The sequence below is a fragment of the Streptacidiphilus sp. MAP12-33 genome (genome assembly GCF_041261265.1).
Lineage (GTDB): Bacteria > Actinomycetota > Actinomycetes > Streptomycetales > Streptomycetaceae > Streptacidiphilus.
The window spans coordinates 1-24,709 of record NZ_JBGCCA010000045.1; the positions used below are offsets into that span (position 1 = coordinate 1).

Annotated in this window: 22 protein-coding genes and 1 pseudogene; 8 read left to right on the forward strand and 15 right to left on the reverse strand. The window is 73.0% G+C overall.

Features of this window, described 5'->3' with window-relative positions; all coding sequences use genetic code 11:
- Positions 1 to 186: 186 nt before the first annotated feature.
- Together ABH931_RS34270 and ahcY are read right to left on the reverse strand one after the other, a co-directional pair.
- Complete coding sequence (locus ABH931_RS34270; RefSeq protein ID WP_370122360.1) at positions 187 to 840, reverse strand: hypothetical protein; 654 nt, start codon at positions 838 to 840, stop codon at positions 187 to 189.
- A 63-nt stretch (positions 841 to 903) separates the two neighbouring features.
- Positions 904 to 2,352, reverse strand: a complete 1,449-nt coding sequence (gene ahcY, locus ABH931_RS34275; RefSeq protein ID WP_370122363.1) for an adenosylhomocysteinase — start codon at positions 2,350 to 2,352, stop codon at positions 904 to 906.
- A gap of 318 nt (positions 2,353 to 2,670) precedes the next feature.
- On the opposite strand from ahcY, the gene ABH931_RS34280 reads away from it, so the two are divergent.
- The 3 genes from ABH931_RS34280 to ABH931_RS34290 all read left to right on the forward strand — a co-directional run bounded on the left by ABH931_RS34280 (position 2,671) and on the right by ABH931_RS34290 (position 5,013).
- A complete protein-coding gene (locus ABH931_RS34280) occupies positions 2,671 to 3,681 on the forward strand; it encodes a heavy metal-binding domain-containing protein (RefSeq protein WP_370122365.1) in 1,011 nt (336 codons plus the stop codon).
- A gap of 79 nt (positions 3,682 to 3,760) precedes the next feature.
- Positions 3,761 to 4,591, forward strand: coding sequence for a heavy metal-binding domain-containing protein (locus tag ABH931_RS34285; RefSeq protein ID WP_370122367.1), 831 nt, complete (start codon positions 3,761 to 3,763; stop codon positions 4,589 to 4,591).
- Positions 4,592 to 4,620: 29 nt separating this feature from the next.
- A complete protein-coding gene (locus ABH931_RS34290) occupies positions 4,621 to 5,013 on the forward strand; it encodes a hypothetical protein (RefSeq protein ID WP_370122370.1) in 393 nt (130 codons plus the stop codon).
- 82 nt (positions 5,014 to 5,095) lie between these two features.
- On the opposite strand, the gene manA is transcribed toward ABH931_RS34290, so the two are convergent.
- From manA to ABH931_RS34315, 5 genes are all read right to left on the reverse strand, one after another.
- The gene (manA, locus tag ABH931_RS34295; RefSeq protein WP_370122373.1) at positions 5,096 to 6,301 is read right to left on the reverse strand and encodes a mannose-6-phosphate isomerase, class I; all 1,206 of its coding nucleotides are present in this window, start codon (positions 6,299 to 6,301) and stop codon (positions 5,096 to 5,098) included.
- A gap of 8 nt (positions 6,302 to 6,309) precedes the next feature.
- Positions 6,310 to 7,530 carry an SIS domain-containing protein gene (locus ABH931_RS34300; RefSeq protein ID WP_370122376.1) on the reverse strand — a complete coding sequence of 407 codons (1,221 nt, stop codon included), beginning with the start codon at positions 7,528 to 7,530 and terminating at the stop codon, positions 6,310 to 6,312.
- A complete protein-coding gene (locus tag ABH931_RS34305) occupies positions 7,527 to 7,703 on the reverse strand; it encodes a Trm112 family protein (protein WP_370122379.1) in 177 nt (58 codons plus the stop codon). The genes ABH931_RS34300 and ABH931_RS34305 overlap by 4 nt, the downstream gene beginning before the upstream one ends.
- 190 nt (positions 7,704 to 7,893) lie before the next feature.
- Positions 7,894 to 9,279: a phosphomannomutase/phosphoglucomutase gene (locus ABH931_RS34310; protein WP_370122382.1), complete on the reverse strand. Its 1,386-nt coding sequence runs from the start codon at positions 9,277 to 9,279 to the stop codon at positions 7,894 to 7,896.
- A gap of 141 nt (positions 9,280 to 9,420) precedes the next feature.
- Complete coding sequence (locus ABH931_RS34315) at positions 9,421 to 9,801, reverse strand: DUF3499 domain-containing protein (RefSeq protein WP_370122385.1); 381 nt, start codon at positions 9,799 to 9,801, stop codon at positions 9,421 to 9,423.
- A 133-nt stretch (positions 9,802 to 9,934) separates the two neighbouring features.
- Between ABH931_RS34315 and ABH931_RS34320 the strand changes: the two genes are divergently transcribed.
- Positions 9,935 to 10,405 (forward strand): metallopeptidase family protein, encoded by a 471-nt coding sequence (locus ABH931_RS34320; RefSeq protein ID WP_370122388.1) that lies wholly within the window; start codon positions 9,935 to 9,937, stop codon positions 10,403 to 10,405.
- A 176-nt stretch (positions 10,406 to 10,581) separates the two neighbouring features.
- Here the strand turns inward: ABH931_RS34320 and ABH931_RS34325 are convergent, their stop codons facing one another.
- The 3 genes from ABH931_RS34325 to ABH931_RS34335 form a co-directional block, all read right to left on the reverse strand.
- Entirely contained in the window at positions 10,582 to 12,228 is a 1,647-nt protein-coding gene (locus ABH931_RS34325; RefSeq protein WP_370122390.1) for a DUF5719 family protein, read from the reverse strand.
- Positions 12,229 to 12,250: 22 nt separating this feature from the next.
- On the reverse strand, positions 12,251 to 16,276 hold the full coding sequence (locus ABH931_RS34330; protein ID WP_370122392.1) for a glycosyltransferase: 4,026 nt from the start codon (positions 16,274 to 16,276) through the stop codon (positions 12,251 to 12,253).
- A 343-nt stretch (positions 16,277 to 16,619) separates the two neighbouring features.
- A complete protein-coding gene (locus tag ABH931_RS34335) occupies positions 16,620 to 16,892 on the reverse strand; it encodes a WhiB family transcriptional regulator (protein ID WP_370122395.1) in 273 nt (90 codons plus the stop codon).
- Between the two features lie 604 nt (positions 16,893 to 17,496).
- On the opposite strand from ABH931_RS34335, the gene ABH931_RS34340 reads away from it, so the two are divergent.
- Positions 17,497 to 18,003, forward strand: coding sequence for a cysteine dioxygenase family protein (locus ABH931_RS34340; protein ID WP_370122535.1), 507 nt, complete (start codon positions 17,497 to 17,499; stop codon positions 18,001 to 18,003).
- Here ABH931_RS34340 and ABH931_RS34345 read toward each other — a convergent pair.
- Both ABH931_RS34345 and ABH931_RS34350 read right to left on the reverse strand, forming a co-directional pair.
- A complete protein-coding gene (locus ABH931_RS34345; protein ID WP_370122398.1) occupies positions 17,900 to 19,366 on the reverse strand; it encodes a glycosyltransferase 87 family protein in 1,467 nt (488 codons plus the stop codon). The two genes, ABH931_RS34340 and ABH931_RS34345, sit on opposite strands and share 104 nt — an antisense overlap.
- 75 nt (positions 19,367 to 19,441) lie before the next feature.
- On the reverse strand, positions 19,442 to 19,846 hold the full coding sequence (locus ABH931_RS34350; RefSeq protein WP_370122401.1) for a winged helix-turn-helix transcriptional regulator: 405 nt from the start codon (positions 19,844 to 19,846) through the stop codon (positions 19,442 to 19,444).
- An 86-nt stretch (positions 19,847 to 19,932) separates the two neighbouring features.
- Between ABH931_RS34350 and ABH931_RS34355 the strand changes: the two genes are divergently transcribed.
- Complete coding sequence (locus ABH931_RS34355) at positions 19,933 to 20,508, forward strand: flavodoxin family protein (RefSeq protein WP_370122404.1); 576 nt, start codon at positions 19,933 to 19,935, stop codon at positions 20,506 to 20,508.
- A gap of 115 nt (positions 20,509 to 20,623) precedes the next feature.
- Here the strand turns inward: ABH931_RS34355 and ABH931_RS34360 are convergent, their stop codons facing one another.
- The 3 genes and pseudogenes from ABH931_RS34360 to ABH931_RS34370 all read right to left on the reverse strand — a co-directional run.
- Positions 20,624 to 21,304: a methyltransferase domain-containing protein gene (locus ABH931_RS34360; RefSeq protein ID WP_370122407.1), complete on the reverse strand. Its 681-nt coding sequence runs from the start codon at positions 21,302 to 21,304 to the stop codon at positions 20,624 to 20,626.
- Positions 21,301 to 21,855, reverse strand: coding sequence for a DUF2064 domain-containing protein (locus ABH931_RS34365; protein WP_370122538.1), 555 nt, complete (start codon positions 21,853 to 21,855; stop codon positions 21,301 to 21,303). The genes ABH931_RS34360 and ABH931_RS34365 overlap by 4 nt, the downstream gene beginning before the upstream one ends.
- 78 nt (positions 21,856 to 21,933) lie before the next feature.
- Positions 21,934 to 22,650: pseudogene (locus tag ABH931_RS34370) on the reverse strand (glycosyltransferase family 2 protein); the annotation flags it as partial.
- A gap of 113 nt (positions 22,651 to 22,763) precedes the next feature.
- On the opposite strand from ABH931_RS34370, the gene ABH931_RS34375 reads away from it, so the two are divergent.
- Entirely contained in the window at positions 22,764 to 23,543 is a 780-nt protein-coding gene (locus tag ABH931_RS34375) for a response regulator transcription factor (protein ID WP_370122410.1), read from the forward strand.
- The gene (locus ABH931_RS34380; RefSeq protein WP_370122413.1) at positions 23,536 to 24,669 is read left to right on the forward strand and encodes a sensor histidine kinase; all 1,134 of its coding nucleotides are present in this window, start codon (positions 23,536 to 23,538) and stop codon (positions 24,667 to 24,669) included. The genes ABH931_RS34375 and ABH931_RS34380 overlap by 8 nt, the downstream gene beginning before the upstream one ends.
- Positions 24,670 to 24,709: the final 40 nt, after the last annotated feature.

The following is a 24,709-nucleotide window of genomic DNA, read 5'->3' on the forward strand; positions in this document are numbered from 1 at the left end:
GGCACGCTGTTGAGTTCTCAAGGAACGGTCGCTTCCTTTGCTTCCCTTTCGGGCCGCTCCGGGCGCTTCCTTCGTTTTCTACTCTATCAGAACTTTTCGGTCCCGATTTCGCAGTCCCCGTCAATCGGTTTTCCCGATTATCCGAGGGGGTTTGTCGCTCCGTCGAGCGGGGCAACTCGGAGAACGTTACGTGGCCGTCCCACCGGAGTCAAATCCGAGGTCCACCCACGGTCCGGGGGGTGTCTCCAGTTCCTCCAGGTCCACCCCGGGGGCGGCCAGGACCACGTCGCCGGCGATGTGGACCGTGCCCTCGTCCCCTGTCTCCAGGTCCGCGAGCCGGAAACGGCGGACGGTCAGCGGGCCGCTGTCGGTGGGGTGTGCTTCGACCGCCTCGAGCGTCCATCCCTGGTCCAGCGTGCGCGGGGCCAGCAGGGGCTCGGTGAAGGAGACGACCCGGACCCGGGCGGAGCCGCCCTCCGCCAGTGCGAGCATCCGGGCCGTCGCGACGAGGAACGCGGGTGAGCGGCCGGTGAAGGCGTGGGCCTTCTCGTTGCCCTCCCGCGTGAACGTGAGATCCGTGTCCTCCGCGTGCGTGCGCACCCAGGTGAGGCCAGCGAGCGCGCCGCCGCGGACCTGCCAGCCGTCGCGGCGCAGTTCCAGGCGCATGGGGCGGGCGCGGGAGTCGAGGGTCAGGTCGACGGAGCCGTCGGGTGTGCCGTCGGTGGCGAAGGTCTGGGCTGTGTAGCGCCAGCCGGAGGGTCCGGCGGCACAGCTGAAGCGCTCTTCACCGAGGGGAGTGTCGTCGTGTGTGTCGTGAAACGAGTAGCGGCCGCTGGGCATAGGGCGAGCCTATGCGCCGGCGGCCGCGTGACCGTCAACCGGTCAGTGCACCGATCAGGGGGATCAGTAGCGGTACTGCTCGGGCTTGTAGGGGCCCTCGACGTTGACGCCGATGTAGTCGGCCTGGGACTGGGTCAGCGTGGTGAGCCTGACGCCCAGCGCGTCCAGGTGGAGCCGGGCGACCTTCTCGTCCAGGTGCTTGGGCAGCGTGTAGACGCCGACCGGGTACTCCTCGGGCTTGGTGAAGAGCTCGATCTGGGCGAGCGTCTGGTCCGCAAAGGAGTTGGACATCACGAAGGACGGGTGGCCCGTCGCGTTGCCCAGGTTGAGCAGGCGGCCCTCGGACAGCACGATGAGCACCTTGCCGTCCGGGAACTTCCAGGTGTGGACCTGCGGCTTGACCTCGTCCTTGACGATGCCCGGGATCCTGGCCAGGCCGGCCATGTCGATCTCGTTGTCGAAGTGGCCGATGTTGCCGACGATGGCCTGGTGCTTCATCTTGGCCATGTCCGTGGCCATGATGATGTCCTTGTTGCCCGTCGTGGTGACGAAGATGTCGGCGATCTCGACGACGTCGTCCAGCGTCGCGACCTGGTAGCCGTCCATGGCGGCCTGCAGGGCGCAGATCGGGTCGATCTCGGTGACGATGACGCGGGCGCCCTGGCCGCGCAGCGACTCGGCGCAGCCCTTGCCGACGTCGCCGTAGCCGCAGACCACGGCGACCTTGCCGCCGATGAGGACATCGGTGGCGCGGTTGATGCCGTCGATCAGCGAGTGACGGCAGCCGTACTTGTTGTCGAACTTCGACTTGGTCACCGCGTCGTTGACGTTGATGGCCGGGAACAGCAGCTGGCCGTCACGGTGCATCTCGTACAGGCGGTGGACACCGGTGGTGGTCTCCTCGGTCACGCCCTTGATCTCGGAGGCGACCTCGGTCCACTTCTTCGGGGTCTCCTTGAGCGTGCGGTTCAGCAGCTCCAGGATGATGCGGAACTCGTCGCTGTCGGCGGTCGAGGGGTCCGGCGCGGCGCCGGCCTTCTCGAACTCGACGCCCTTGTGGACCAGGAGCGTGGCGTCGCCGCCGTCGTCCAGGATCATGTTCGGGCCGGAGAAGCCGGGCCAGGTGAGCGCCTGCTCGGTGCACCACCAGTACTCCTCGAGCGTCTCGCCCTTCCAGGCGAAGACGGGGATGCCCTGGGGGTCCTCGGGGGTGCCGTTCGGGCCCACCGCGATGGCGGCGGCCGCGTGGTCCTGCGTCGAGAAGATGTTGCAGGAGCACCAGCGCACGTCGGCGCCGAGCGCGGCCAGGGTCTCGATGAGCACGGCGGTCTGCACGGTCATGTGCAGCGAGCCGGTGATGCGCGCGCCGGCGAGCGGCTGCGCGGCGGCGTACTCCTTGCGGATCGCCATCAGGCCGGGCATCTCGTGCTCGGCGAGCTGGATCTCCTTGCGGCCGAAAGCGGCCAGGGAAAGGTCGGCGACCTTGAAGTCACCGGCGTTCAGGGACGTCACGCTGTCTCTCCATCACGTCGGGGTGCGGGCGTGGGTGGCCCGGAACCGGCACGCCACCGAGACGGGCTCGGTCGCGTGCGTGGGCATGCCGAAGGGGCAACGGGTTCCGGGAACCCTTTCGCTTGCCCCAACCGTATGACCGTTTGTTCCGGACCAGCGCGTCGGAGGCCCTCTCTCCCTCGGCGTGCCTGGTCCGGGGACCGGGCTGCGCCGACCGCCATCAGCAGCGACGTCTGGTGCTTGAGACGAATCTACACCGTGCGTACATTCCGAGAGGCGCAGTTACGTGTTCGCAGGGCGAAGCGGAAGTGGGACGGGATGACGGTTCCCTGGAGCGGAGGCGGGCTGCCGCCTGTCGCCGCCGAGCGCATGGCGGAGGTCAGGCAGAGCGGCACCTGGACGTCCGCGCTGTCCACCGGCGAGTTCGCCTCGGTCCGATCGGTCGGCTTCGAGCCGGTCGGACAGGTGATGGGCTCGGCCGTGTTCCAGATCGCGCGCAGCGGTCGCTACTGGGGGTATCACGACTGCCTCTTCAACGGGGCGGGCTACTACTCGTACGGGGAGGCGCCGATCGCGGTGTCCGGGAACGGTGCTCCGTCGCAGGCGCTGGTGGGCGTCTTCGACCAGGCCCGGCGCACGGCGCTGGGCCGGATGACGCAGGAGTGCCAGGCGCTGGGCGGGGACGGCGTGGTGGCGGCGCAGCTGACCATGCAGCCCTTTCCGAGCGCGCCGAACTGCCTGGAGTTCAAGGTGATCGGCACGGCGGTGCGCGCCCAGGGTGACGTCCGGCCGCGTCATCCGTTCACCTGCCACCTGGACGGCCAGGGGTTCGCCAAGCTGGTCGGCGCGGGCTGGGTGCCGGCGGAGCTGCTGGTGGGCATGTCGATCGGCGTCCGCCACAACGACTACCGGACCCAGTCGCAGCTGTACTCGTGGCAGAACCAGGAGGTGACCGGCTGGAGCAATCTGATCCACGCGATCCGGTCGGACGCGCGCCGGCAGCTGCAACGGCAGGCGTCGCGGCTGGGCGGCGACGGCGTGATCATGGCGAGCGGCGATCTCCAGGTGTGGGAGGAGTCCTGCATCAGGGCGACGGGCTCCAACTCGGAGCAGCGCGACCACGTGGCCGAGGCCACGATGATCGGCACCAGCATCGCCCGCTTCCGGACCACCGCCGCTGCGCCGCGGACGCTGTCGGTGATGCCGCTGGGCAAGCGCGGCGACCGGCTGCGGCAGCGGCTCGACGCGATCGCGTCGAGCCCGTACGGCGACCGCGACCAGTACCGGCGCCTGCTCGGCGAACTCCAGGACCTGGGAGACCAGGGATGAACGCAGACATGACCGTATCGACCGACGCACTGACCTCCGCAATGACACTGACCGCCGCAAAGACTGAGGGAGCTGCCCGATGAGCACGATGGATCCGACCGCCCAGGGCGTGCCGGCCGACGCGATGCGGCGCCTGCAGGAGCTGCAGCCCGGCAAGCCCGGCTCGATCTTCACGAGCGACCTGTCGGTCAACGAGTTCCTGCTCGTGCGCGAGGCCGGCTTCAAGCCGATCGGGCTGGTCCTCGGCAGCTCGATCTACCACGTCGGCATCCAGTTCGGCCGCTGGGGCAAGAACCAGGAGCTGGAGACGCTCAGCCAGGCGATGTACCACGCGCGTGAGCTCGCGATGGCCAGGATGGAGGCCGAGGCGGCGGCGCTCGGCGCGGACGGCATTGTCGGTGTCCGGCTGACGGTGGAGGCTCGCGAGTTCGGCAACGACATCGCGGAGTTCATCGCCATCGGCACGGCCGTGAAGGCGGACCACCCGGCGCCGGGCGGCGGCAGCTGGCGCAACAACAAGAACCAGCCCTTCACCTCGGATCTGTCCGGCCAGGACTTCTGGACGCTGATCCGCGCCGGTTACGCGCCGCTCGGCATGGTGATGGGTACCTGCGTCTACCACATCGCACATCAGCGGATGGGCGCCGTGTTCTCGAACATCGGCAAGAATGTGGAGATCGAGCAGTTCACGCAGGCCCTCTACGACGCGCGCGAGCTGGCGATGTCGCGGATGCAGGCGGAGGCCGAGGCGCTGCACGCCGAGGGCGTGGTGGGGGTCCAGCTCAACGCCCACAACCACCGCTGGGGCGGGCACACCACGGAGTTCTTCTCGATCGGCACGGCGGTCCGCCCGCTGCGTCCGGACCACGAGATCGAGCGGCCCACCATGGTGCTGAGCCTGGACGGCTGACAGCCCCGAGCTGACGAGGAGCGAAGGTAATGAGCGAGATCGAGCTGCTGGCGGCGGCACTGCGCCGGGACGCGGCGGATCTGGACATGTATGCCCAGGTGCTGACGGGTTCCCTGGCGGACGCGCTGCCGCCGGGCTCCGTCGAGCTCGCGCGCAAGCGCAGCGTCTCGGACCGGCTGTCCGGCCGCCCGGGGGCGGTGGAGCGGCTGGAGGTGATCCTGGACGACCGCCGGCTGATCCTGGTGCTCGCGCACGGCCGCCCTCAGGGCGAGGTGGCGACGGTGGTGCGCGGCGTGGTCCTCTCCCGCAAGCAGGTGGCCCTGGACGAGTGGGTGCACGAGCTCGCCACGGCGGTGGCCGCACGGGCGCAGTCCGACGCGCGGGCGCGGGCGGCGCTGGAGAAGCTCGTCCTGGGGCTGTGAACGGGGTAGGGGGCGCCCCGGCCGCGCCGGTGCGCCCCCTGCTGCCGCTCTGCCGCTCCGCCGGTGCGCCCCCTGCTGCCGGTCAGAGCGTGACGGTCGCCCGGAAGAGTGTGCTCTCCTCGCCCGTCACGGTGACGGCGGGGCTGTCTGCGGCGATGAAGCACGACTGGCCCCGGTCGAGCGTCAGCTCGCCGCCCACGACATCGGTCAGCACGACCCGGCCCTGCGTGCACAGCACGATCTGCGGGGTGTCCGTCGGCAGCGGCCAACTGCCCGACCCGTAACGCGACAGCCGGAACTCCTCGATCGGCGCCGGATACAGTTCCTCGCCCGGATGCCCCACGACCGCCCGCGGCACGACGACCGCCGGATCCGTCGCCCGGAACTCCACCACCCGCAACAACTCCGGCACATCGATGTGCTTGGGCGTGAGCCCCGCCCGCAGCACATTGTCCGAGTTGGCCATCAGCTCCACACCCAGACCCCGGAAGTACGCGTGCGGCACCCCCGCCCCCAGATAGACCGCCTCACCCGGACCCAGCACCACATGATTGAGCAGCAACGCCGACAACAGCCCCGGATCGGCCGGGTAGTACTCGGCCAGTGACGCGTAGTCGCGCAGCATCACCTCGTCGGCCCGGTCACAGGCCTCCCCGGCCACACGCAGCAGCGCGTCCCTGGTCTCGCCGACCAGGGCGACGACGCTGTCCGTGTCCAGGGTCAGCACCCACGTCAGCGCCTCCCGCAGGGCCTCCGCCTCGGGCTCGGTCCGCAGCACGGCCACCACCGGCGCGAGCCCCGCCACACCCAGCCGCTCCAGCAACGCCGCGGTCTCCACCGGCGCGCGGAACCCGCAGACCCCCGTGAACTCCTCCAGCGCACACAACATCTCGGGCTTGTGGTTCGCATCCCGGTAGTTGCGCTCACGGGCGTCCAACGGCACGCCCGCCGCCTCCTCCGCCGCGAAACCCGCCCGCGCCTGCCCCAGATCCGGATGCACCTGCACCGACAACGGCTCGCCCGCAGCCAGCACCTTGAACAGGAACGGCAGGGACAGGCCGAACTTCTCCACCGCCGCCGCGCCCAGCTCGCCCTTCGGGTCCTGCGCGATCACCGTGTCCAGTGACACGGCGCCGTCCCCACGGTCCACATCCGACGGAGCACCCGGATGAGCACCCATCCACAGCTCCGCCTGCGGCTCCCCGCTCGGCTCCACACCGAGCAGCCCCGCAATCGCCGTACGCGACCCCCAGGCGTACGGACGGACGATGTTCTCCAGGCGATCCATGGGCGTTCTTAGGTCCTCTCAGCCGCGAGTCCGAGGTAGACGGCCGTGAAGTCGGTCAGTGCGACGAGCTCGGCGAGTGCCTCGACCTGGTCGGTCCGCGCCGAGACGAGCTCGCGCAGGGCGACCTGGTGGTCCGCCGCGAGGCGGCGTGCGCGCGCCACGGTACGACGCGTGCCGGCCGACTCGCTGTCCGGGAGGTGATCGGCGGGTGGCTCCCCCGTGACGTCGTGGGTGCCGTCCTCCTCGGGCAGGCCGGGGCGGTGGCGCAGGAGCAGCACGTGGAGCCGGAGCCCGCCGTCGTCGTCGACGCGGTCCCGGAAGAAGTCGTCGGGGTCGGCGGAGGCCGCGCCGAGGGTGCCGGTGAACAGGCCGCGCTGGGCGGCCATGGCCTCCGGGAGCGCGCCGCCGAGGGCGGCGCGCCCTGCGTGGTCGGCGAGCATCGCCGTGAAGCGGGCCGCCGCGGCCGTGCCGCAGGGCCCGTCGCTCCACAGCAGCGGCAGGGCGGTGCCGAGCTGGACGGCGAGGGTCTTGGCGGGGTTGTCGTAGGCGGCCGCGGAGGGACGGCACCGGACGGCCGCCTCGTCGAGGCGGTCGGCCACGTCGTGCAGGGTCTGCGGGCCGCCGGGCAGCAGGCCGATGCGCACCGCGAGCCCGAGCAGGGGCGTCAGTACGCCCCAGAAGTCGCCCGGGTCCTCGCGCGGCAGGTCCGCGTCCTCGTAGAGCGGCCGCCGCTCGTCCGGCTCGACGGCCGGGATGTAGGGCAGCGGCAGCGCGCGCACCTGCAGCGCCGCCTGGCCGAGGTGGGAGGCGGTGGGCGTGATCACGACCAGCGAGCAGCCGCGGGCGTAGGCGCGTTCGACGAGCCGGACCAGTCCCGGCACCTCGCCGTCGGTGGCGACGGCGATCAGCAGGTCGGACGGGCCGACCCAGCCCGGCAGGGTCCACTCGGGCCCCGCGTCCTCTCCGGGGCCCGGCCGCAGCACCGCGATCTGGCAGACGCCGCCGCAGAGGGCCTCCAGCACGTCCCCCGCGGTCGCGGCGCTCCCGTGCCCCGCGACCAGCACGGCCCGCGGCCGACCGTCCGGTCGCAGCGCGCCCAGCCCAGCCTCCTCAGCGGCCCGCAACGAGGTGCGCACGCGCGCTCCCGCGCCGGCCAACGCCAGCAGCGCGCCGCGCGCGTCCCCGCGCGCGAGCGCGTCAGCGTCGTCGAGCAGCCGCTCGTCGATCATGCGGGGCGACGCGCCTCGTCCACGAGCAGAACGGGGATCCCGTCCCGCACCGGGTACGCGAGACCGCAGGCGTCGCTGGTGCAGACGAGCTCGTCGGCCGCCTCGTCCTCGCGCAGGGGCGCGTGGCACGCGGGGCAGGCGAAGATCTCCAGCAGTGCGGGTTCGATGCTCATGTCGCTGGCGCTCCGGAAGTCGTGGACCTATCAGTGTGCAAGCAGGGTACTTGCACCACTGGGCAGCCGGGGAAGTCGCACCATCCAGGGGCGCGAGGAACGGCGCGGGCAACCACCCTGTGCGGACGGCCCTTGCACGTTCAGGGCCATCCGCAGGCCGGTGGCTCGTCGCGCCGTCCCTGAAGACGCGCTACGCGCGGACGAGGGCGAGGACCTGGTCGCGGAGTTCCGCCATGCGGGCCTCGTCGCGGGCCTCGACGTTCAGTCGCAGCAACGGCTCGGTGTTGGAGGCGCGGAGGTTGAACCACCAGTCCGCGCCGGCGACGGTGAGGCCGTCCAGCTCGTCGAAGCTCACGCCGGGCTCGTCGGCGAAGACCGCGCGGACCGCCGCAGTGCGCCCGGCCTGGTCGGCCACCGTGCTGTTGATCTCGCCGGACTGGACGTAGCGGTTGTAGACGGAGACCAGCTCGGACAGCGGCTTGGTCTGCTCCCCCAGCGCGGCCAGCACGTGGAGCGCTGCCAGCATGCCGGTGTCCGCGCGCCAGAAGTCGCGGAAGTAGTAGTGCGCGGAGTGCTCGCCGCCGAAGATCGCGCCGGACTTCGCCATCTCCTCCTTGATGAAGGAGTGGCCCACGCGGGTGCGTACGACCTGGCCGCCGTTCTCGGCGACGATCTCCGGGACGGCCCAGGAGGTGATCAGGTTGTGGATGATCACCGGCTCGCTCTCGCCGGCGGCCTTCGCCTTGGCCAGCTCGCGGACCGCGACGAGCGCGGTGATCGCGCTGGGGTTGACCGGGTCGCCGTTCTCGTCGACGACGAAGCAGCGGTCGGCGTCGCCGTCGAAGGCCAGGCCGATGTCGGCGCCGACCTCGCGGACCTTGGCCTGCAGGTCGACCAGGTTCTTCGGGTCGAGCGGGTTGGCCTCGTGGTTCGGGAAGGTGCCGTCGAGCTCGAAGTACATCGGGACGATGTCGAGCGGCAGGCCACCGAGGACCGTCGGGACGGTGTGCCCGCCCATGCCGTTGCCCGCGTCGACGGCGACCTTGAGCGGGCGGATCGTGGTCAGGTCGACCAGGCCGCGCAGGTGGTCGGCGTAGGGCTTCAGCTCGTCCTGCTGGGTGATGGTGCCGACGGCCGCATCCGTGGCGGGGATGGTGACCGAGCCGTCCGCGTTGATCCAGGACTGCGTCAGCTCGCGGATCTCCACCAGGCCGGTGGACTCGCCGACCGGGGCCGCGCCCTTGCGGCACATCTTGATGCCGTTGTACTGGGCCGGGTTGTGGCTGGCGGTGAACATCGCGCCGGGCAGGTCGAGCTTGCCGCTGGCGAAGTAGAGCTGGTCGGTGGAGCAGAGGCCGATCTCGACGACGTCGGCGCCGCGCGAGGCCGCGCCCTCGGCGAAGGCCCGCGCCAGGGTCGGGGAGGACGGCCGCATGTCGTGGCCGATGACGACCGCGTCCGCGCCGATGACCTGGACGAAGGCTGCTCCGAACGCCCGGGCGAGGTCGGCGTCCCACTGGTCGGGAACGACTCCGCGAACGTCGTACGCCTTCACGATCTGCTTGAGGTCACGCACTGCGGCTCTCCGCCATTCTGTGGTCCCGGTCACACTTCCTCGGCCTTGCGAGGTGCACGATACCGGCTGCGCGCGAGCACAGGGTTAGCGCGGCGTGACGGAAGGGCGTCCGTGCAGCTCACAGAGCGGGTGCGGGGGTGGTCAGGCCTCTGGGGAGAACTCGTCCGGGGTACGCAGCACCCGAAGGTGACCACGGCGGCCGACCTCCGTCGGATCCGCCTCGGAACCGCCGTCCTGACGCCGGGCCGGCGGGCGGGCGACCTCACGGACGGCGTTGGCGAGCGCCTCCAGGTCGTCGCCGGAGGGCCGGATCGGGCCGGTCTCCACGGTGAGCCGGACGACCTCCCAGCCGCGCGGGGCGGTCAGCCGCTCGGAGTGCTCGGCGCACAGGTCGTAGCAGTGGGGCTCGGCATAGGTCGCGAGGGGGCCCAGCACGGCGGTGGAGTCCGCGTAGACGTACGTCAACGTCGCCACCGCGGGACGACCGCAGGCGGTGCGCGAACAACGACGGACAGGGCTCACGACGTTGGACGGTACCGCACTCCTGACCGGGCCGCGAAGACTCTGCCCCGGATCCGGCCCCGTGTCGTCCGGAAAGGGGTTTCGCCCGGTCGGCCAGGGTTACTGTCGGTGGCAGCGGATACGCTATGTCGTGATGGAGAGACCACCCGTATCCACGCCCGCCTCCGCAGCCGCCGCGCGGCGGCGCAGGGACCGTCACGGCCGGGGCATGCGCGGGCCGCTGGCACCGCGCCAGGTTCCGATCGCGCTGACGCGCTCGGAGCTGTTCGACGAGTACGTGCGCGAGTCGGTGGAGCGGCTGGAGCGGCGGTGGCCGCAGCTGGAAGAGGTCGAGTTCGCGGTCCAGGACGTCCCGGCACCGTTGCCGGGCGAGCCGGAGCCACCGATCGAGGACGTCCGTCCTGACGAGGTCCCGCTGGGTCGGCTCGTGCAGGCGTCCAAGGGACACCCGGCGCGGATCGTGGTCTACCGCAGGCCGGTGGAGATCCGCGCGAAGGGGCGCGAGGAGCGCGCCGCCCTGGTCCACGACATCATGGTCGAACAGGTCGCCGAGCTGCTCGGAGTGGAACCCGAAGCCGTCGACCCCCGCTACGGCGAGGACTGAGGCGGCGTAGCCGCCTTCAGGGGCGCGAGGCCCTGAACGATCAACTGCGCGCGTGACAGGCCACCCGCGTGCGGATGGTCCCCAGGTAACAGGGCCATCCGCACAGGGGGTTGCTCGCGCACGCAGTTGATCGAGCAGGCCTCGCGCCCCCGGGTGGTGCGACTTCCCGTCCCCGGCTACTGCACGAGGATCGCCGGGTTCTGGATGACCGTCGGGATGAGGACGGTGCTGCCGTCGTCCGGGATCTGCTGGATGGTCAGGCCGTCCTTGCCGCCGATCTCGCGGGCGGCGTAGATCGGGCCGCCCGAGGTCGGGGTGATCGTGACGGCGAAGGTGGACGCACCGGGGGGTGCCTGCGGGGTGACCGCGACCGTCGCGCCCGCCGGGATCTGGACGGTCTTGTCCGTCGATCCGCCGCCGCCCGCCCCGGTGCCGATCGAGCTGACCGTCACCTTGGCCGCGCCGTTCGGCGCGGTCAGCAGGAGGGACGCGCCGGACTGGTTGCCGGCGACCGTCCCGCGGCGCTCCACGGGCGCCGTGCCCGACAGGTAGGCGATGTCGCCGTAGCCGGAGGCGATGACCGTGGCCATGAACGGCGACGCCAGCTTGGGGTCGGTCGGGGTGAGCCGCAGCGCCGCAGGCTGCTTGCGGGTGACGTCGGAGAGGTCGACGTAGTTGACCATGCCGGCCTTGACGTGGATGGTCTCGTGTCCGGCCGGGGTGATCCAGCCGCTCTGGGAGGCCAGCTGGATCTTCAGGTCCGCGTCCGCGTCGCCGGGCACGGCCACGGTGAGCCCGAACTTGTGCACGTCACCGGGCAGACCGGGGATGACCGCGCTCGAGCCGGGCGTCGTCGCCGGGATCCAGTCGGAGCCGTTGCCGTCCTGGCTCTCGTGCAGCGCCGCGGCGACCTGGCCGCTGCGGACGAGGACGTGGATCGAGAGGTTCTGGCCGTCGTTGCCGGGCTGGACCAGCGAGGAGAGGAGCAGCTGGCTGGTGCCGTGGGCGGGGATGTTGATGCTCGACGCGGCGGGGGCGTCGACCTCGCCGCTGGTGCCGAAGATCTGGATGTCGGCGTCGGCGTTGGTGTCCTGCGTGTTGGACAGTTCCAGGTAGGCGGTCGTGCCCTTGTTGGTGTCAGCGCCGACGAACCAGAAGTCGGTGCTGGGGGTCGCGCAGCCGGTGCCGGAGAGACCCTTGCTGGAGACGGTGGTCTGCTGGACGGCGAAGCCCGGCGCGAGGCTCCCGCCGGCGGTCGCCGCCATGGCGGGGGCGTTGGTGCCGGAGGCGGCCTTGGCCGTGGTGGCGCCCCCCGGCTGGGGCTGCTGGGCGATCGGCGAGGCGGACGGCGCCGGCGCGGCCGACGTGCCGGCGTTCGGGGAGGCGGACGCCGCAGGCGTGGACGAGGACGCCTTCGGTGAGGACGAGGCATGGGCCTTGCCCTTGCCGGTCGCCGAGGCGGACGCCGACGCGCTCGCCGAGGCCGACGACGTTGCCGACGGCACGACCGGGCCGGACGCGGCCGAGCCGTTGATCGGGTCCGCGAGCGGGGTCAGCGTCGCGCCCGAGCTGCCGGAGCCGCCGGAGCCCGAGCCGGACGCCGAGGAGCTCGACGTGTTGCCGGGCGCGGCAAGGCTGTACTGGGTCGTGCCGGAGCCCTGCAGCGGCGGCGGGCAGACCAGGGTGGTCTGCTGCACCGCGGTGCGGACACTGGCGCCGGTGGCGGCGGCCTGCCCCTTGGGCGGGTGCACCTCCGCGACGCCGAGCGCGAGCGCGAGGACCCCGAGAGCGCCCAGCAGGGACTGGGTGGTCCGGTTGATCATCTGGTGGTCAGCTCCCTGCTCGTCACTGCTCTTCGCGGCCGGACAGCCACGGGTCGTCGGCGCCCAGCGAGCCGTACTGGCCCTGACCCGGATGCCCGGTGCCGGCACCGCCGTCGTGCCAGCCGTAGCCCTGGCCCGGTACGCCGCCGGTCTCCTGCGGGTGGTAGCCGCCCTGCGGGTAGGGCTGCTGGTTCGGGTCGGCGTACGCGGGGTCGCCGTACGCGGGGTCGCCGTACGCGGGGTCGCCGTACGCGGGGTCGGCGTAGCCGGCGCCGCCGTAGCCCTGGCCGCCGTACGCCGGGTCCGCGTAGGCGGGATCCCCGTACGGGGGGTCGGCGTAGGCCGGGTCCGCGAAGCCGCCCTGCTGCGCCGGCTGCCCCTCGTACCCGTACGGCGCCCCCTGCCCCGCGGCGTACTGCGGGTCGTAGGGAGCCTGCCCCTGGTACCCGCCCTGGTACTCCGGGGCGGCGCTCGCGCCGTAGGCGTCGTAGCCGCTGCCCGTGCCGTTCGCGTCGCCGCCCGCGGCAGCGTACGCCGGATCGGGGACCCGCTCCTCGGCGGCTCCCTGCGCGGCTCCCTGCGCGGCACCCGCCGCGTAGACGCCCTGCTGGGCGGCGTCCTCCTCGCCCTCCTGGGCGCCGTCGGCGCCGGCTGCCGCCATGCGGCGGGCGCGCCGGGAGCCGGGGACCAGCGGCTGCTCGGCGGCGGCGGCCGCCGCGGCGAGCTCGCCCTCCTCCGGCTGGTCGTCGTCGACGTTGCGGCGGCGTCCGGGCAGGGCGAGCACGATCAGGGCGGTGGCCAGCACGCACTGGACGGCGATCCAGCCCAGGTGCACCACGCTCTCGTGGTAGCTGACCTCCAGCTTTCCGCCGGAGGCCGGCAGCTGGAAGCCCTGGGCCCAGCCGTCGACGGTCTTCGCGGTGAGTGCCTGGCCGTCCAGGGTCGCGGTCCAACCGGCGGAGGCGGTGTCCGCCAGACGCAGCACGCGGCCGTCGGGACCGGCCGGGATGGTGGCGCTGACGTCGACCTGGCCGGAGGCCACGGTGACGTCGGGCGTCCCGGCACTGCGGATGACGACCCGGGCGGTGGTCGCCTGGAGGCGCCAGAGGCTGTCGTTCTGCTGCTGGCTGAGGCGGGCCAGTCCGGCCGTGGCGTCGAGCGTGGCCGCGAGGTTGTCGTCGACGGGGGCGAGTACCTCGACGTACTGGATGCCGAAGTCGGCGAGCTGGGCGGCCTGGTCTCCGCCGGATCCGGCGGAGAGGTCGCCGACGAGCTGGGCCAGCTGCGGCGAGGACGCGTCGGCCGCGCCGCCCTCGGTGCTGCCGACGGTCGGGCCGCCGCCGCGGACCAGGCTGTAGGAGACGACCTGGCCCAGGTCACCGGTGCGCAGCACGAGCGTGCGGCTCTGCGAGCCGGCCTGTGCCTGCTGGGCGATGAAGGCGGGGACGAGCGTGCCGTCGCCACGCTGGATCGGCCCAGCGGCGCCGCGGATCATCCACCAGCCGGCGGCGGCCACCGGCGCGAGCGCGGCCGCGAACAGCACCAGCGCGGCGACGGGCTGACGCCAGCCGAAGTTGATGGCGGCGACCCGCTCGCGGGCGTGGTCGGCGCCGATGGCGGCGGCGGCGAGCAGTGCGACGCCGGCGACGAGGGTGGTCGGCCCGCCCCAGACGGGGACGGGCGTCTGGCCGGTGCCGGGCGCGACGGTGGTGCCGGCCACCACGACGGTGCCGAGGAGGCCGACGCCCGCGGCGCCCCAGGCGGCGAGGACGGCCCGGCGCCGGTCGGCGCGCAGCAGCGCGGCGAGGGCGGCCAGCGGGATGCCGACGACGAGCACGCCGGGCACGGCCCCCTTGCCACCCGGGTCGAGGGTGAGCAGGTCGACCGCGGTCGCGGGCGAGCCGACCAGGCCGGGGATGCCGGCCTCCAGCAGGAAGCGGCCCGGGTGCAGCAGCAGGTCGAGCGACCAGGGAGCGAGCACCAGCAGCGGCGTGCCGAGCATGACGGCCACGCGGGGCGCGAGCCCGCGGAGGGCGCCGACGCCCTGCCCGAACGCGCCGCCGCGCAGGAACGCGGCGCCGACGGCGACGGCGGCGAGCAGCACACCGATCAGCCAGGCGAACGGGACGAAGGCGGTGGACAGGGTCAGCGTGAACGCGGCGACCCAGGCGCTGCGCCAGCCGGGGCGACCGCCGCGCGCCGCGGTCTCGCGGCGGATGCCGAGGCCGAAGGCGACGGCGGCGGCGCGGGCCAGCGGCGGAAGCAGCACGGCGAGGACGGCGGTGCCGATGCGGCCCTGGGCGATGGCGCCGGTTGCGGCGGGCAGCAGCGCGTAGGTGGCGCTGGCCCAGGCCCGCACCAGGCGGGAGTCGATGAGCGGCCGGGAGACCAGGTAGGCGGAGACGCCGGCCAGCGGCACGGTCAGCAGCAGGAGCAGCGAGACCGCGAGGCCGGGGTTGCCCAAGGTGAGGCTGGACAGTGCGGCGAGCACCCCGAGGTAGGGCGGGGCGCTGCCGGCGGAGCCGACGCCGACGGCCTGCCAGCCGGCGGCGTACTGCTGCCACAGGTCGGTGGCGCCGCCGGGGGTCGGCAGCAGCGCGCCACCGTAGATCGCGCCGCTGCCGAGCAGCGAGCGGCAGGCGATCAGGGTGAGCAGGAGCAGTCCGGCGAAGAGCACCGGCGCCGGCTTGCGGGCGATCCGCTTGACCGTCGCGAAGTTCTCGATCTCCAGGACGTCGTTGTCGTCGTCGACGGGCCCTGACTCGACGGAGCCGTGACGCGAGGAGAAGGCCTCGTTCGCCCGGCCGCCGCCGAACTCGGCGATGAGGTTCTCCGCGGCGGCGCGGGTGGTGGCGCCGAGCGCGGGGAAGAGCGAGCGGTCGTCGAGGGCGTCGCCGGTCCGGGTGCGCCCGCGCCGGGCGCGGCCCGCGAGCAGGGCACCGAAGCGCAGCATGACGTGGCCGAGGCCGCCGATCTCGTCCATGGCGAGACCGGGGGTCTTGGCGAGCAGGTAGCCCAGCGCGCGCACGACCGTGCTGATGTGGATCCGCAGCAGCAGGTAGGGCAGCGCGAGGGTGCGGGAGTTGGCGAGCAGCGTGTAGACGCCGCCGGCCTTGTCGACGCGGTGCGGACGGTCGGGGCGGGCGCAGTCGATGGGGCGGCGCTCGCGGCTGGCGGCCTCCGCGTGGCGGACCACGGCGTCGGGCGCGACCACGGCGCGATGCCCGGCGGCGTTGACCCGCCAGCACAGGTCCACGTCGTCACGCATCAGCGGCAGCTGCTTGTCGAAGCCGCCGAGCTCCTCGAAGACGTCGCGGCGGATCAGCATGCCGGCGCTGGAGACGGAGAGGACGGGCCGGACCTGGTCGCGCTGGCCCTGGTCCTGCTCGCGGCGGTCGAGCCCGGTCCAACGGCGGCCGGAGCGGGCGATGCTGACGCCGACCTCGAGCAGCTGGCGCCGGTCGTACCACGAGCGGATCTTCGGGCCGATGACGGCGGCGGTCGGCGTCGACTCGGCGACCTGGAGCAGCCTGCGCAGCGCGTCCGGGGCGGGTTCGCAGTCGTCGTGCAGCAGCCAGAGCCACTCGACGGGCTCGGTGCGACGGCCGCTGCCGCGCATCTGGTCGGCGGCGAGTTCGTCGTGGTGACCGAGCGGGTCGCCGAACTGGTCGTGGCCGCCCTCGTCGTCCGGGTCGAGCGGGTCGTACCCGTTCGGGATGGCGTAGGGCAGGTTCTCCGCGTAGAGCGGCGCGAGACCGCGCACGCTCTCGTTGACGGCGGTGCCGAAGCCGGTGCGCCGTCCGTACTGGAGCACGTTGTCCGCGCCGAGCGTGTCGGCGAGCAGGCGCGGGGTGTTGTCGGTGGAGCCGGTGTCGGCGGCGACGACGCGCTGGACGGGCCGGTCCTGTTCGAGCAGGCCGCGCAGTGTCTGCGGCAGCCAGCGGGCCCCGTCGTGTGCGACGACGACGGCGGTGACCAGGTGCCGGGGATACGCCGGCGGGCGCCCGGCGCCCGGGTGTCCCTGAGGCTGATGGGTGTAGGCAGACATCGCTTGTGACGGACCCCGGTTCGCTGATCGGCACGACGCGTGCGCGCGTCAGGCGCACCGCTGGCGGACCACACTAACGGGTAGTCGTGAGGTGCGGTGAGGGCCGTCGGACAACTGTGACCCGCGCGGGAACCCGGGGAAACCCCGGGGAACCGCTCACCTGCGAACGAGCGTCTGCCTCTTCGGCCGGTGCCGTCGTTCGGTCACGTCCGACCCACCCCGCCGCGTTCACTCACTCTTCACTCCACGCGCACGGGTCCGGCGCAGCGGGTGCGCCGGCCGTACGACGGTCGAGCAAGTATGCGATATGCGGAGGAATCGGACGTGGCCTGTTGACGGAAGGTCAGACCACGGCCTTCTTCAGGCGCCGGCGCTCGCGCTCCGACAGGCCGCCCCAGATACCGAAGCGCTCGTCGTTGGCCAGGGCGTACTCAAGGCACTCGCTGCGGACCTCACAGGCGAGGCAGACCTTCTTGGCCTCGCGGGTCGAGCCGCCCTTCTCGGGAAAGAAGGACTCCGGGTCGGTCTGGGCGCACAGCGCGCGCTCCTGCCAGCCGAGCTCCTCCTCGAGTCCTGCCTCGTCGCCGACGACCAACAGTTCCAAGAGCTCGCTCACGCGCGCCTCCTACCCCTCGTACTCCGTGCATCCCCGTGATGCGTCCGTGACCTGATGCGGCTTTGGACACGGGTGAAATTACATGTGCGTTCTTTCGCCGCCGTCAAGCCGCGGTCTGGTATTGGGCCCGGGATTCACTCCCTGGAACCAAGCGATCACCATAAGTGTGCAAATCCGGACAAACCGGAGCCGCAACCACCACTGGACGTAAACGCGTCACGGTGTGTCGAGGGCGGCGTTCCCGCCCCACCGCACCTCCAAACCCAGGAGGTGATTTATCCACCGATCAGGTGATCCAGTCCCACACGTCCCCTCGGAAACGGACCGTAAGTTGACAAAGGCGGTCTTGACAAGTTCTGCTTGCACCATGTCTATGCACCGCGCCTCGTCGAGCAGCCGTCTCCACGGCTCGCTTCGCCGTGCCGCGAGTGCGCTGTGTTGTCGCTGTCGCTAGGGCCTCATCCGTCCCCCAGCCGACAAGCCGCCCTGCCATGGGCGCACACACAGCCACAGGACACCCACCGTGCTTTCCACGCACTCCTCCGCCTTCGCTGACGGTCCCTCCGTCGACCGCGCCTTCGCCGACCATGGCTTCGCCGACGGTCTGAGCGACGTCAGCATCGCCGGCGACCCGCTCGCCTGGCCGCACCTCGCCCCCGCGCCGCTGGCCCATCCGAGTACCGTCGGGGACTTCGCCGCCCTCGCGCGCCGGGTCGCCGCCGACCGCGACCGCTGGGCGCCGCTGGTCCGCTACGACGCGATCACCCGCTGGTACGCGCGCCTGGAGACCGGCCCGGGCTACGAGGTCTGGCTGCTCAGCTGGCTGCCCGGCCAGGGCAGCGGCGCCCACGACCACGGCCACTCCTCCGCCGTGATGACGGTGTTGCAGGGCGAGCTGACCGAGCTCGGCGCCGGCCGTGGTCCGCGCGCGCTGGCAGCCGGAACGCAGCGCGTGATCTCGCCCGGCTACGTGCACGAGGTCGTCAACGACACCCTGGAGCCGGCGGTCAGCCTGCACGTGTACTTCCCGGGGCTGACACAGATGACCCCGTATCCGGGACACGTGCTGCGCCGGCAGACGACCGAGGGACACGGCCCGCTGCTCGGCTGAACGCCGCGGCGGTCGGCCGTCGCCGAGCGACCCCCACCACGAGCACCAGACCGAGCGCCACGAGATACGCGGGTTGCTGGACCTGGCCGCCGTACAGGTAGTCGAGCAGGCCCGCCACCGGCACCCCGAGCCACTCCCAGCGGCCCTCGACCGCCGCGAGCGCGAGCAGCAGCAGGCTGTACCAGGGGTAGCTGGGCGTCGCCAGCAACAGCGCCGCACCCGTCACCGTCAGTGCCCCGCTCCAGGGCCGCTCCGGATCGCCGCGCAGCACGACGCCGCACACCACCGCCGCGAGCAGCAGCGCCGCCACCAGTCCCAGCCTGGCCTGCGGCAACGGCAGCAGCGCCAACAGGCCGAAGCGCTGCCCCTGGTCGTATCCTTCCTCCTGCAGGTAGCCCGGCAGAAAGCCGATCACGCCGAAGCCGGACGCGAGGACGTAGGGCAGGTAGGCCACCGCGAAGGTCGCCACGGCCGCCCCCACGAGCCGCCACCGCCCGCCCCTGCGGGCGAGCGCGCCCGGCGCGACCAGCGCCGGGATCAGCTTCACCGCCGTCGCGGCCCCGAGCAACACCCCGGCCACCCCCGGCCGGCGGCCTCCCGCCGCGACAGCGAGCCCGAGCAGGGCCAGCAGTACCCCGAGGGTGTCGACGTGCGCGTCGTTGACCGACCAGATCGCCACGCCCGGACACCACGCCCACAGCCCCGCCCACGCGGGGTGCGACCCCCGCGCGCGCAGCGTCCGCAGCAGGACGGCGGTGACGGCGAGCGCGAGCGCCGCGCCGAGCAGCTGGGCGACGCGGACGGTGCCGCCGAGCGTGTGCAGCAGCAGGAACCAGACCTCGGCGAGCGGCGGGTAGATCGTGTGCACGGTCGGCCGGTTGATGTGGGTGCAGATCTGCGCCGCCTGGTGCAGGTCCCAGGCGAGGCAGAACCCGCGTCCGGGTGCGGGCGGGAAGAGCGCGGGCGCCTGCGCGCGGAGCCCGGCCAGGACCGGGTCGACGGGCGTGTAGGCGTAGGGCGAGATCCCGGCGGCCTGCACCTGCCCGTCCCAGACGTAGCGGTAGACGTCGTCGCTCGTGCGCGGCCCGGCCAGCAGCCCCGTCACGGCGACGCCCGCGCCGCCGAGGAGCACCAGCAGGCGCGCGGCGCGCGGCGGAAGTCCGCGCCCGAGCAGCGCGAGCAACAGGGCCGCGGCGAAGAGCAGCCCGTCGGCGAGGTACCACCCGTGCAGCGGCCCGCGCCGGCCGAGCGTTCCCCCACCGGTGAAGGTCCGCGCGAGCGCGAGCACGAGCACGGTGAGGACGGCGACGCACGCGGTGATCCTCGGGGTGATCTTCAGCCTGGTCCTGAACGTGTCTGCCACAGCATCACCGTGGCATCACGGGGGACGGCCCGGGAGAGCGGAGGCGCTGCCGTCCGCGTTCCGTAAGACCTGCGGCTACTCGCCCTTGGCCACGTCGTACCGCTCCTGCGCGGCGAGGACCACGGGCATCGCGTGGTGCAGGTGCTCGATCAGGTCGAGCAGCTTGGCGGAGGTCTCCGCGCCCAGCGGCGTCAGCCGGTACTCGACGTGCGGCGGCATGGCCGCGACGACCGTCCGGCTGGCGAACCCGTCCCGCTCCAGCGTGTGCAGGGTCTGCGACAGCATCTTCTCGCTGATGCCGTCCACCTTCCGGCGCACCTCGCCGAACCGCGCCACGCCGAGCTCACGCAGCGCGGCGAGCGTCAGCACGCCCCAGCGGCCGGTGATGTGCTCGAGCGCCGGGCGCGACGGGCAGTTGCGGGCGAAGACGTCGAAGTCCTCCTCGGCGTCCTGGGTGGGGGCGGTCTGCACGTCAGCCATGCCGCCATGTTAGCCGTGTGGCTAACCATTCGGAAGCACTAACTTTTTGTTTGCACTTTCTGTTGGTTAGTGCCATGCTCGGAGCCATGACGACCCCCGTGATCTCCATCGCCTTCCACTCCGGCTACGGCCACACCACGGTCCTCGCCGAGGCCGTCCGTGACGGCGCGGCCGACGCCGGCGCCACCGTGCACCTGATCCCCGTCGACGCCGTCACCGAGGAGCAGTGGTCCCTGCTGGACGCCTCCGACGCGATCGTCTTCGGCTCGCCCACCTACATGGGCACCGCGTCCGCCGCGTTCCACGCGTTCGCCGAGGCCACGTCCAAGCGCTGGTTCGGCTCGGAGTGGAAGGACAAGCTCGCCGCGGGCTTCACCAACTCCGGCTCCAAGAGCGGCGACAAGCTGAACACCCTGCAGTTCTTCACGGTTCTGGCGGCGCAGCACGGCATGCACTGGGTCAACCTCGGCCTGCACCCGGGCTGGAACAGCAGTGAGGCGTCCGAGAACGACCTCAACCGCCTCGGTTTCTTCCTCGGCGCGGCGGCCCAGACCAACGTCGACCAGGGCCCGGAGGGCGTCCACAAGGCCGACATCGCGACGGCGGAACACCTCGGCCGCCGCGTCGCGGAGGCCGCGAAGCGTTTCGCCCCTGCCGCGTAGCGGCTCCAGGGACGCGAGGAACCGCGCGAGAGACCACCGGCGTGCGGATGGCCCTGCGCGTGGTGGACCACCCCTCGTGGATGGCTCGTCGCGCGGTTCCCCGCGCCCCTGGCTACTAGTAGGGCAACTCAAGCTCCAGAAAAAGCCGGCCGTCCGTGCGCCAGCTGCTCACGGAGTCGAAGCCCACCGCCTCCGCCGCGCGTGTGGTCGCCTGAGCGCCGAGGCGGGCCCAGGGGAACGGGGTGCCCGAACGGCCGGCGCTGTCCTCCAGGCGGACGGTGAAGCGCTCGTCCGCCTCCGCCGGTTCGACCTCGACCAGCAGGCGGCCGTCCCACGCCAGCAGTTCCGCGATCCGCCGCAGCAACGCGGCGGGATCGCCGCCGATGCCGAGGTTGCCGTCGGCCAGCAACGCCGTGCCCCAGCGCCCCTCCCCCGGCAGACGGTCGAAGACCGACCTGCACAGCGCGCTGCCGCCCAGGCCCACCGTCCGGGCGACCGCGGCGCGGGTCACGTCGACGCCGAGCGCCGGGAGCCCCCGCGACTGGAGCGCGGTGACCAACCGCCCCGGGCCGCAGCCGATGTCGAGCGTCGGAAGGCCGCGGTGGAAGGCCCTGCGCAGCAGCGAGCGGTCCGCGCGGTCGGGTTCGGCGCACCAGCGTTCGACGTGGAGGGGGATACGGCCGAGACCGTCCTCGCGACGCAGCCAGAGCGGGCCGCGGCCGGTGCGCATCGCGTGGGCGAAGGGGTCGTCGGTGTGACCCCAGCCGAGGACCGGCGGGGCGAGATACGCGTTCACAGCACCGCCGCGCTGTCGGCCCGCGGCGCGCTGTGAACCCGCGCCGCGCGCCACGCCGCTGTGAAGCGGGTTCCGGGCGCCGCCGCGGCGACGGCGTCGGCCGTGGCGGGGGTGTCCACGTCCGTCAGCTCCGGCAGGTCCCGCACCCGCAGACCGGCCTCCGACAGCCGGGTCCGCAGCGCGGCGCCCGTCGTCGGCGCGGACATCGGGACGCCGTGCAGCAGCGCGGCCGCCAGCCGGGCCTCCGGGCGGGCCAGGCCGAAGGCCCAGAAGCCGCCGTCCGTCGCCGGGCCGAACCAGGCGTCGACGTCCGCCCGCGCCGCCGCCGACAGCGGTTCGGCCAGGGTCCGCGCGGCGAGCTGCGGGGTGTCCATGCCGACCAGCAGGGCGGGAACCGGTCCGGCCACCGCCGCGAACGCCGCGGCCAGACGGCGGTCCAGACCGCCGCCGCTCTGCGGGACCACCTCCCAGCCGGGCCGCAGCCAGCCTCCGGGCAGCCCGTCCAGCACCAGTACCCGCCGTGAGGCGGGGACCTGTTCGAGCGTCACCATCGTGTCGACCAGCGCGGCCTCGGCCACCCCGGCCGCCTGCGCGGGCGTCACCTGCGTCGCGAGCCGGGTCTTGACCCGGCCCGGCGCGGGCGACTTGGCCAGGAGCAGCAGCACCGGCGCGGGTGCGGCCAGGATCGCGCTCATGTCGCGGACCGCCTGCCGGGTGCCGCGCAGCGTGCCGGTGACCTTGGAACGTCCGGCGCGCGGGTGGTAGCCGACGGGCACCTCCGCGAGCCGCATCCCGGCCGAGGCCGCCGCCAGGACCATCTCCAGCGGATAGCCCGAGCGCCGGTCGCCGAGCCCGAGCGCCAGCAACCGCTCCCGCGACGCCACCCGCATCGGGCCCAGGTCGTGCAGGGCGGCGCCGGTCCTGGCACGCAACCGGCGCGCCAACTCGGCGTTGGCCAGCCGCGCGTGCGCGGGCCAGGCACCGCGCCCGGCCGGGACGCGTCGGCCCAGCACCAGCTCGGCCCGGCCGGTCGCCAGCGGCGCGAACAGCCTCGGCAGTTCGGCCGGGTCGAGTGAGGCGTCGCAGTCGCAGAACGCCACGAACGGCGCCCGCGCGGCGAGCAGGCCCGCATGGCAGGCCGCGCCGAAGCCGCGCCGGGGCTCACGGACCACCGTCGCGCCGAGCGAGGCGGCGAGCTCCGCGGAGCCGTCCGTGGAGCCGTTGTCCACGACGATGGGCCGCACCCCGCGCGGCATCCGGCCCAGCACCCACGGCAGCGCCTCGGCCTCGTCCAGGCAGGGCAGCACCAGATCGACGGTCGTCCCGTCCGTTTCCGCGTCGTCCATGCTCCACACGCTAGGAGCGGCGGGGCCGCCGCAGGCCCTTACGGCACCTTACGGAACGCGAACGTCCCCCGGTCCGGGCGTCACCGCGGACCGGGAACTCCTACCGTGGAGGAGTGAGCGAAGCACTCGACGCACCGGCCCTGCCCACCCCGGTGCCACGCAGGATCCTGGTCGTGGACGACGACCCGACCGTGGCCGAGGTGGTCTCCGGCTACCTCCAGCGCGCCGGCTACACCGTGGACCGGGCCGGTGACGGCCGCGCCGCGCTGGAGCAGGCGGCCGCGCGGCGCCCGGACCTGGTCGTCCTGGACCTGATGCTGCCGGAGATCGACGGCCTGGAGGTCTGCCGTCGGCTGCGCGCCGAGCCCCTCTCGCACACCGTGCCGATCGTCATGCTGACCGCCAAGGGCGACGAGCACGACCGGATCCTCGGCCTGGAACTCGGCGCGGACGACTACGTCACGAAGCCGTTCTCGCCACGCGAGCTGGTCCTGCGGATCCAGTCCGTGCTGCGCCGCAGCGGCGGCCCCGCGCTGCCGCCCGAGGAGGCCGGGCCGGTCGCCGCCGGTGACCTGCGAGTCGACCCCGCGGCCCGCCGCGCCTGGCGCGGGGCACGCGAACTGACGTTGACCCTCCGCGAGTTCGACCTGCTTGCCTTCCTGCTGACGCACCCCGGCACGGCCTTCGGCCGCGAGGAGCTGATGCGACGGGTATGGGGCTGGGACTTCGGCGACCTGTCGACGGTCACCGTGCACGTGCGGCGGCTGCGCGAGAAGGTCGAGGACGACCCGGCCGCGCCCCGTCTGATCACCACCGTGTGGGGCGTGGGCTACCGCTTCGACTCCTCGGACGCGCCCGGCCGCGCGGCGGAGACGGCGGTGCACGATGCATGACGTCCTGGAGATGGCCGCCTACGCGGCGCTCGGCGCGGGCATCGCCGGGCTCGCGGGCTGGCCCGCGGTGGTGCTCCTGCGCCGCCGCTCGCTGTCCTGGTCGCTGTTCACGGTCGCGCTGGTGACCGTGCTGGCGGTGGCGGCCGGGACGATCGCGGTGGCGCAGGCCATGTTCCTGTCCCGGCACGACTACGGCGTCGTGGTCGTGGTGCTCGCCATGGGCTCGGTGGTGTCGCTCGTGGTGGCCTGGCTGCTGGCACGTCAGGTCGCGATCGGCAGCATGGAGTTGCGGCGAGTGGCGCGCACGGTGGGCAGCGACGCGGGCTTCTCGGCTCCTGCGGTGCCGCTCAACTCGGAGCTGCAGGCGCTGGGCGCGGAGCTCGCCGCGACGAGCGAGCGCCTCGCGCAGTCGCGGCAGCGCGAGCGCGCGCTGGAGTCCTCGCGGCGCGAGCTGATCGCCTGGATCTCGCACGATCTGCGCACCCCGCTGGCGGGCCTGCGGGCGATGGCCGAGGCCTTGGAGGACGGCGTCGCCGACGACCCCTCCCGCTACCACGCGCGTATCCGCACCGAGGTGGACCGGCTGACGGGCATGGTCGACGACCTGTTCGAACTCTCCCGCATCCAGGCGGGCGCGTTGACGCTGTCGCTCTCCCGGGTCTCGGTCTACGACCTGGTCGGCGACGCGATAGCGGGCGCGTACCCGCTGGCGCGGGAGCGGGGGGTGCACCTCGTCGGCGGCGGCATCGCGCCCGTCCCGGTGGAGGTGGACCCGCGCGAGATCACCCGAGTCCTGGCGAACCTGCTGGTCAACGCGATCCGGGCGACGCCGGTCGACGGCACGGTCGCCGTCTCGGCGCACGCGCTCGACCGTGAGGTGGTCCTCTCCGTCACCGACAGCTGCGGCGGGATCCCGGAGGCGGACCTGCCCCGCGTCTTCGACACCGGCTTCCGCGGTGCCGCCGCCCGGACCCCGCGCACCACCCCCACCATCGGCGAGGCGGGCGCGGGCCTCGGCCTCGCCATCGTCCGCGGCATCGTCGAGGCCCACGAGGGCCGCGCCTCGGTCCGCAACGTCAACGGCGGCTGCTGCTTCGAGATCGCGCTGCCGACGGCGGTGCTGTGAGCGCACACCGGTCGCGGGCCACGGTAGTTTCGTAGCGTGG

Excerpts from the sequence above, each read along its gene's own strand:
- ABH931_RS34270 (WP_370122360.1), bottom strand. The coding sequence starts at position 840 with ATGCCCAGCGGCCGCTACTCGTTTCACGACACACACGACGACACTCCC.
- ABH931_RS34280 (WP_370122365.1), top strand. The coding sequence starts at position 2,671 with ATGACGGTTCCCTGGAGCGGAGGCGGGCTGCCGCCTGTCGCCGCCGAG.
- ABH931_RS34285 (WP_370122367.1), top strand. The coding sequence starts at position 3,761 with ATGAGCACGATGGATCCGACCGCCCAGGGCGTGCCGGCCGACGCGATG.
- ABH931_RS34290 (WP_370122370.1), top strand. The coding sequence starts at position 4,621 with ATGAGCGAGATCGAGCTGCTGGCGGCGGCACTGCGCCGGGACGCGGCG.
- manA (WP_370122373.1), bottom strand. The coding sequence starts at position 6,301 with ATGGATCGCCTGGAGAACATCGTCCGTCCGTACGCCTGGGGGTCGCGT.
- ABH931_RS34300 (WP_370122376.1), bottom strand. The coding sequence starts at position 7,530 with ATGATCGACGAGCGGCTGCTCGACGACGCTGACGCGCTCGCGCGCGGG.
- ABH931_RS34305 (WP_370122379.1), bottom strand. The coding sequence starts at position 7,703 with ATGAGCATCGAACCCGCACTGCTGGAGATCTTCGCCTGCCCCGCGTGC.
- ABH931_RS34320 (WP_370122388.1), top strand. The coding sequence starts at position 9,935 with ATGGAGAGACCACCCGTATCCACGCCCGCCTCCGCAGCCGCCGCGCGG.
- ABH931_RS34325 (WP_370122390.1), bottom strand. The coding sequence starts at position 12,228 with ATGATCAACCGGACCACCCAGTCCCTGCTGGGCGCTCTCGGGGTCCTC.
- ABH931_RS34330 (WP_370122392.1), bottom strand. The coding sequence starts at position 16,276 with ATGTCTGCCTACACCCATCAGCCTCAGGGACACCCGGGCGCCGGGCGC.
- ABH931_RS34350 (WP_370122401.1), bottom strand. The coding sequence starts at position 19,846 with ATGGCTGACGTGCAGACCGCCCCCACCCAGGACGCCGAGGAGGACTTC.
- ABH931_RS34355 (WP_370122404.1), top strand. The coding sequence starts at position 19,933 with ATGACGACCCCCGTGATCTCCATCGCCTTCCACTCCGGCTACGGCCAC.
- ABH931_RS34365 (WP_370122538.1), bottom strand. The coding sequence starts at position 21,855 with ATGGTGACGCTCGAACAGGTCCCCGCCTCACGGCGGGTACTGGTGCTG.
- ABH931_RS34380 (WP_370122413.1), top strand. The coding sequence starts at position 23,536 with ATGCATGACGTCCTGGAGATGGCCGCCTACGCGGCGCTCGGCGCGGGC.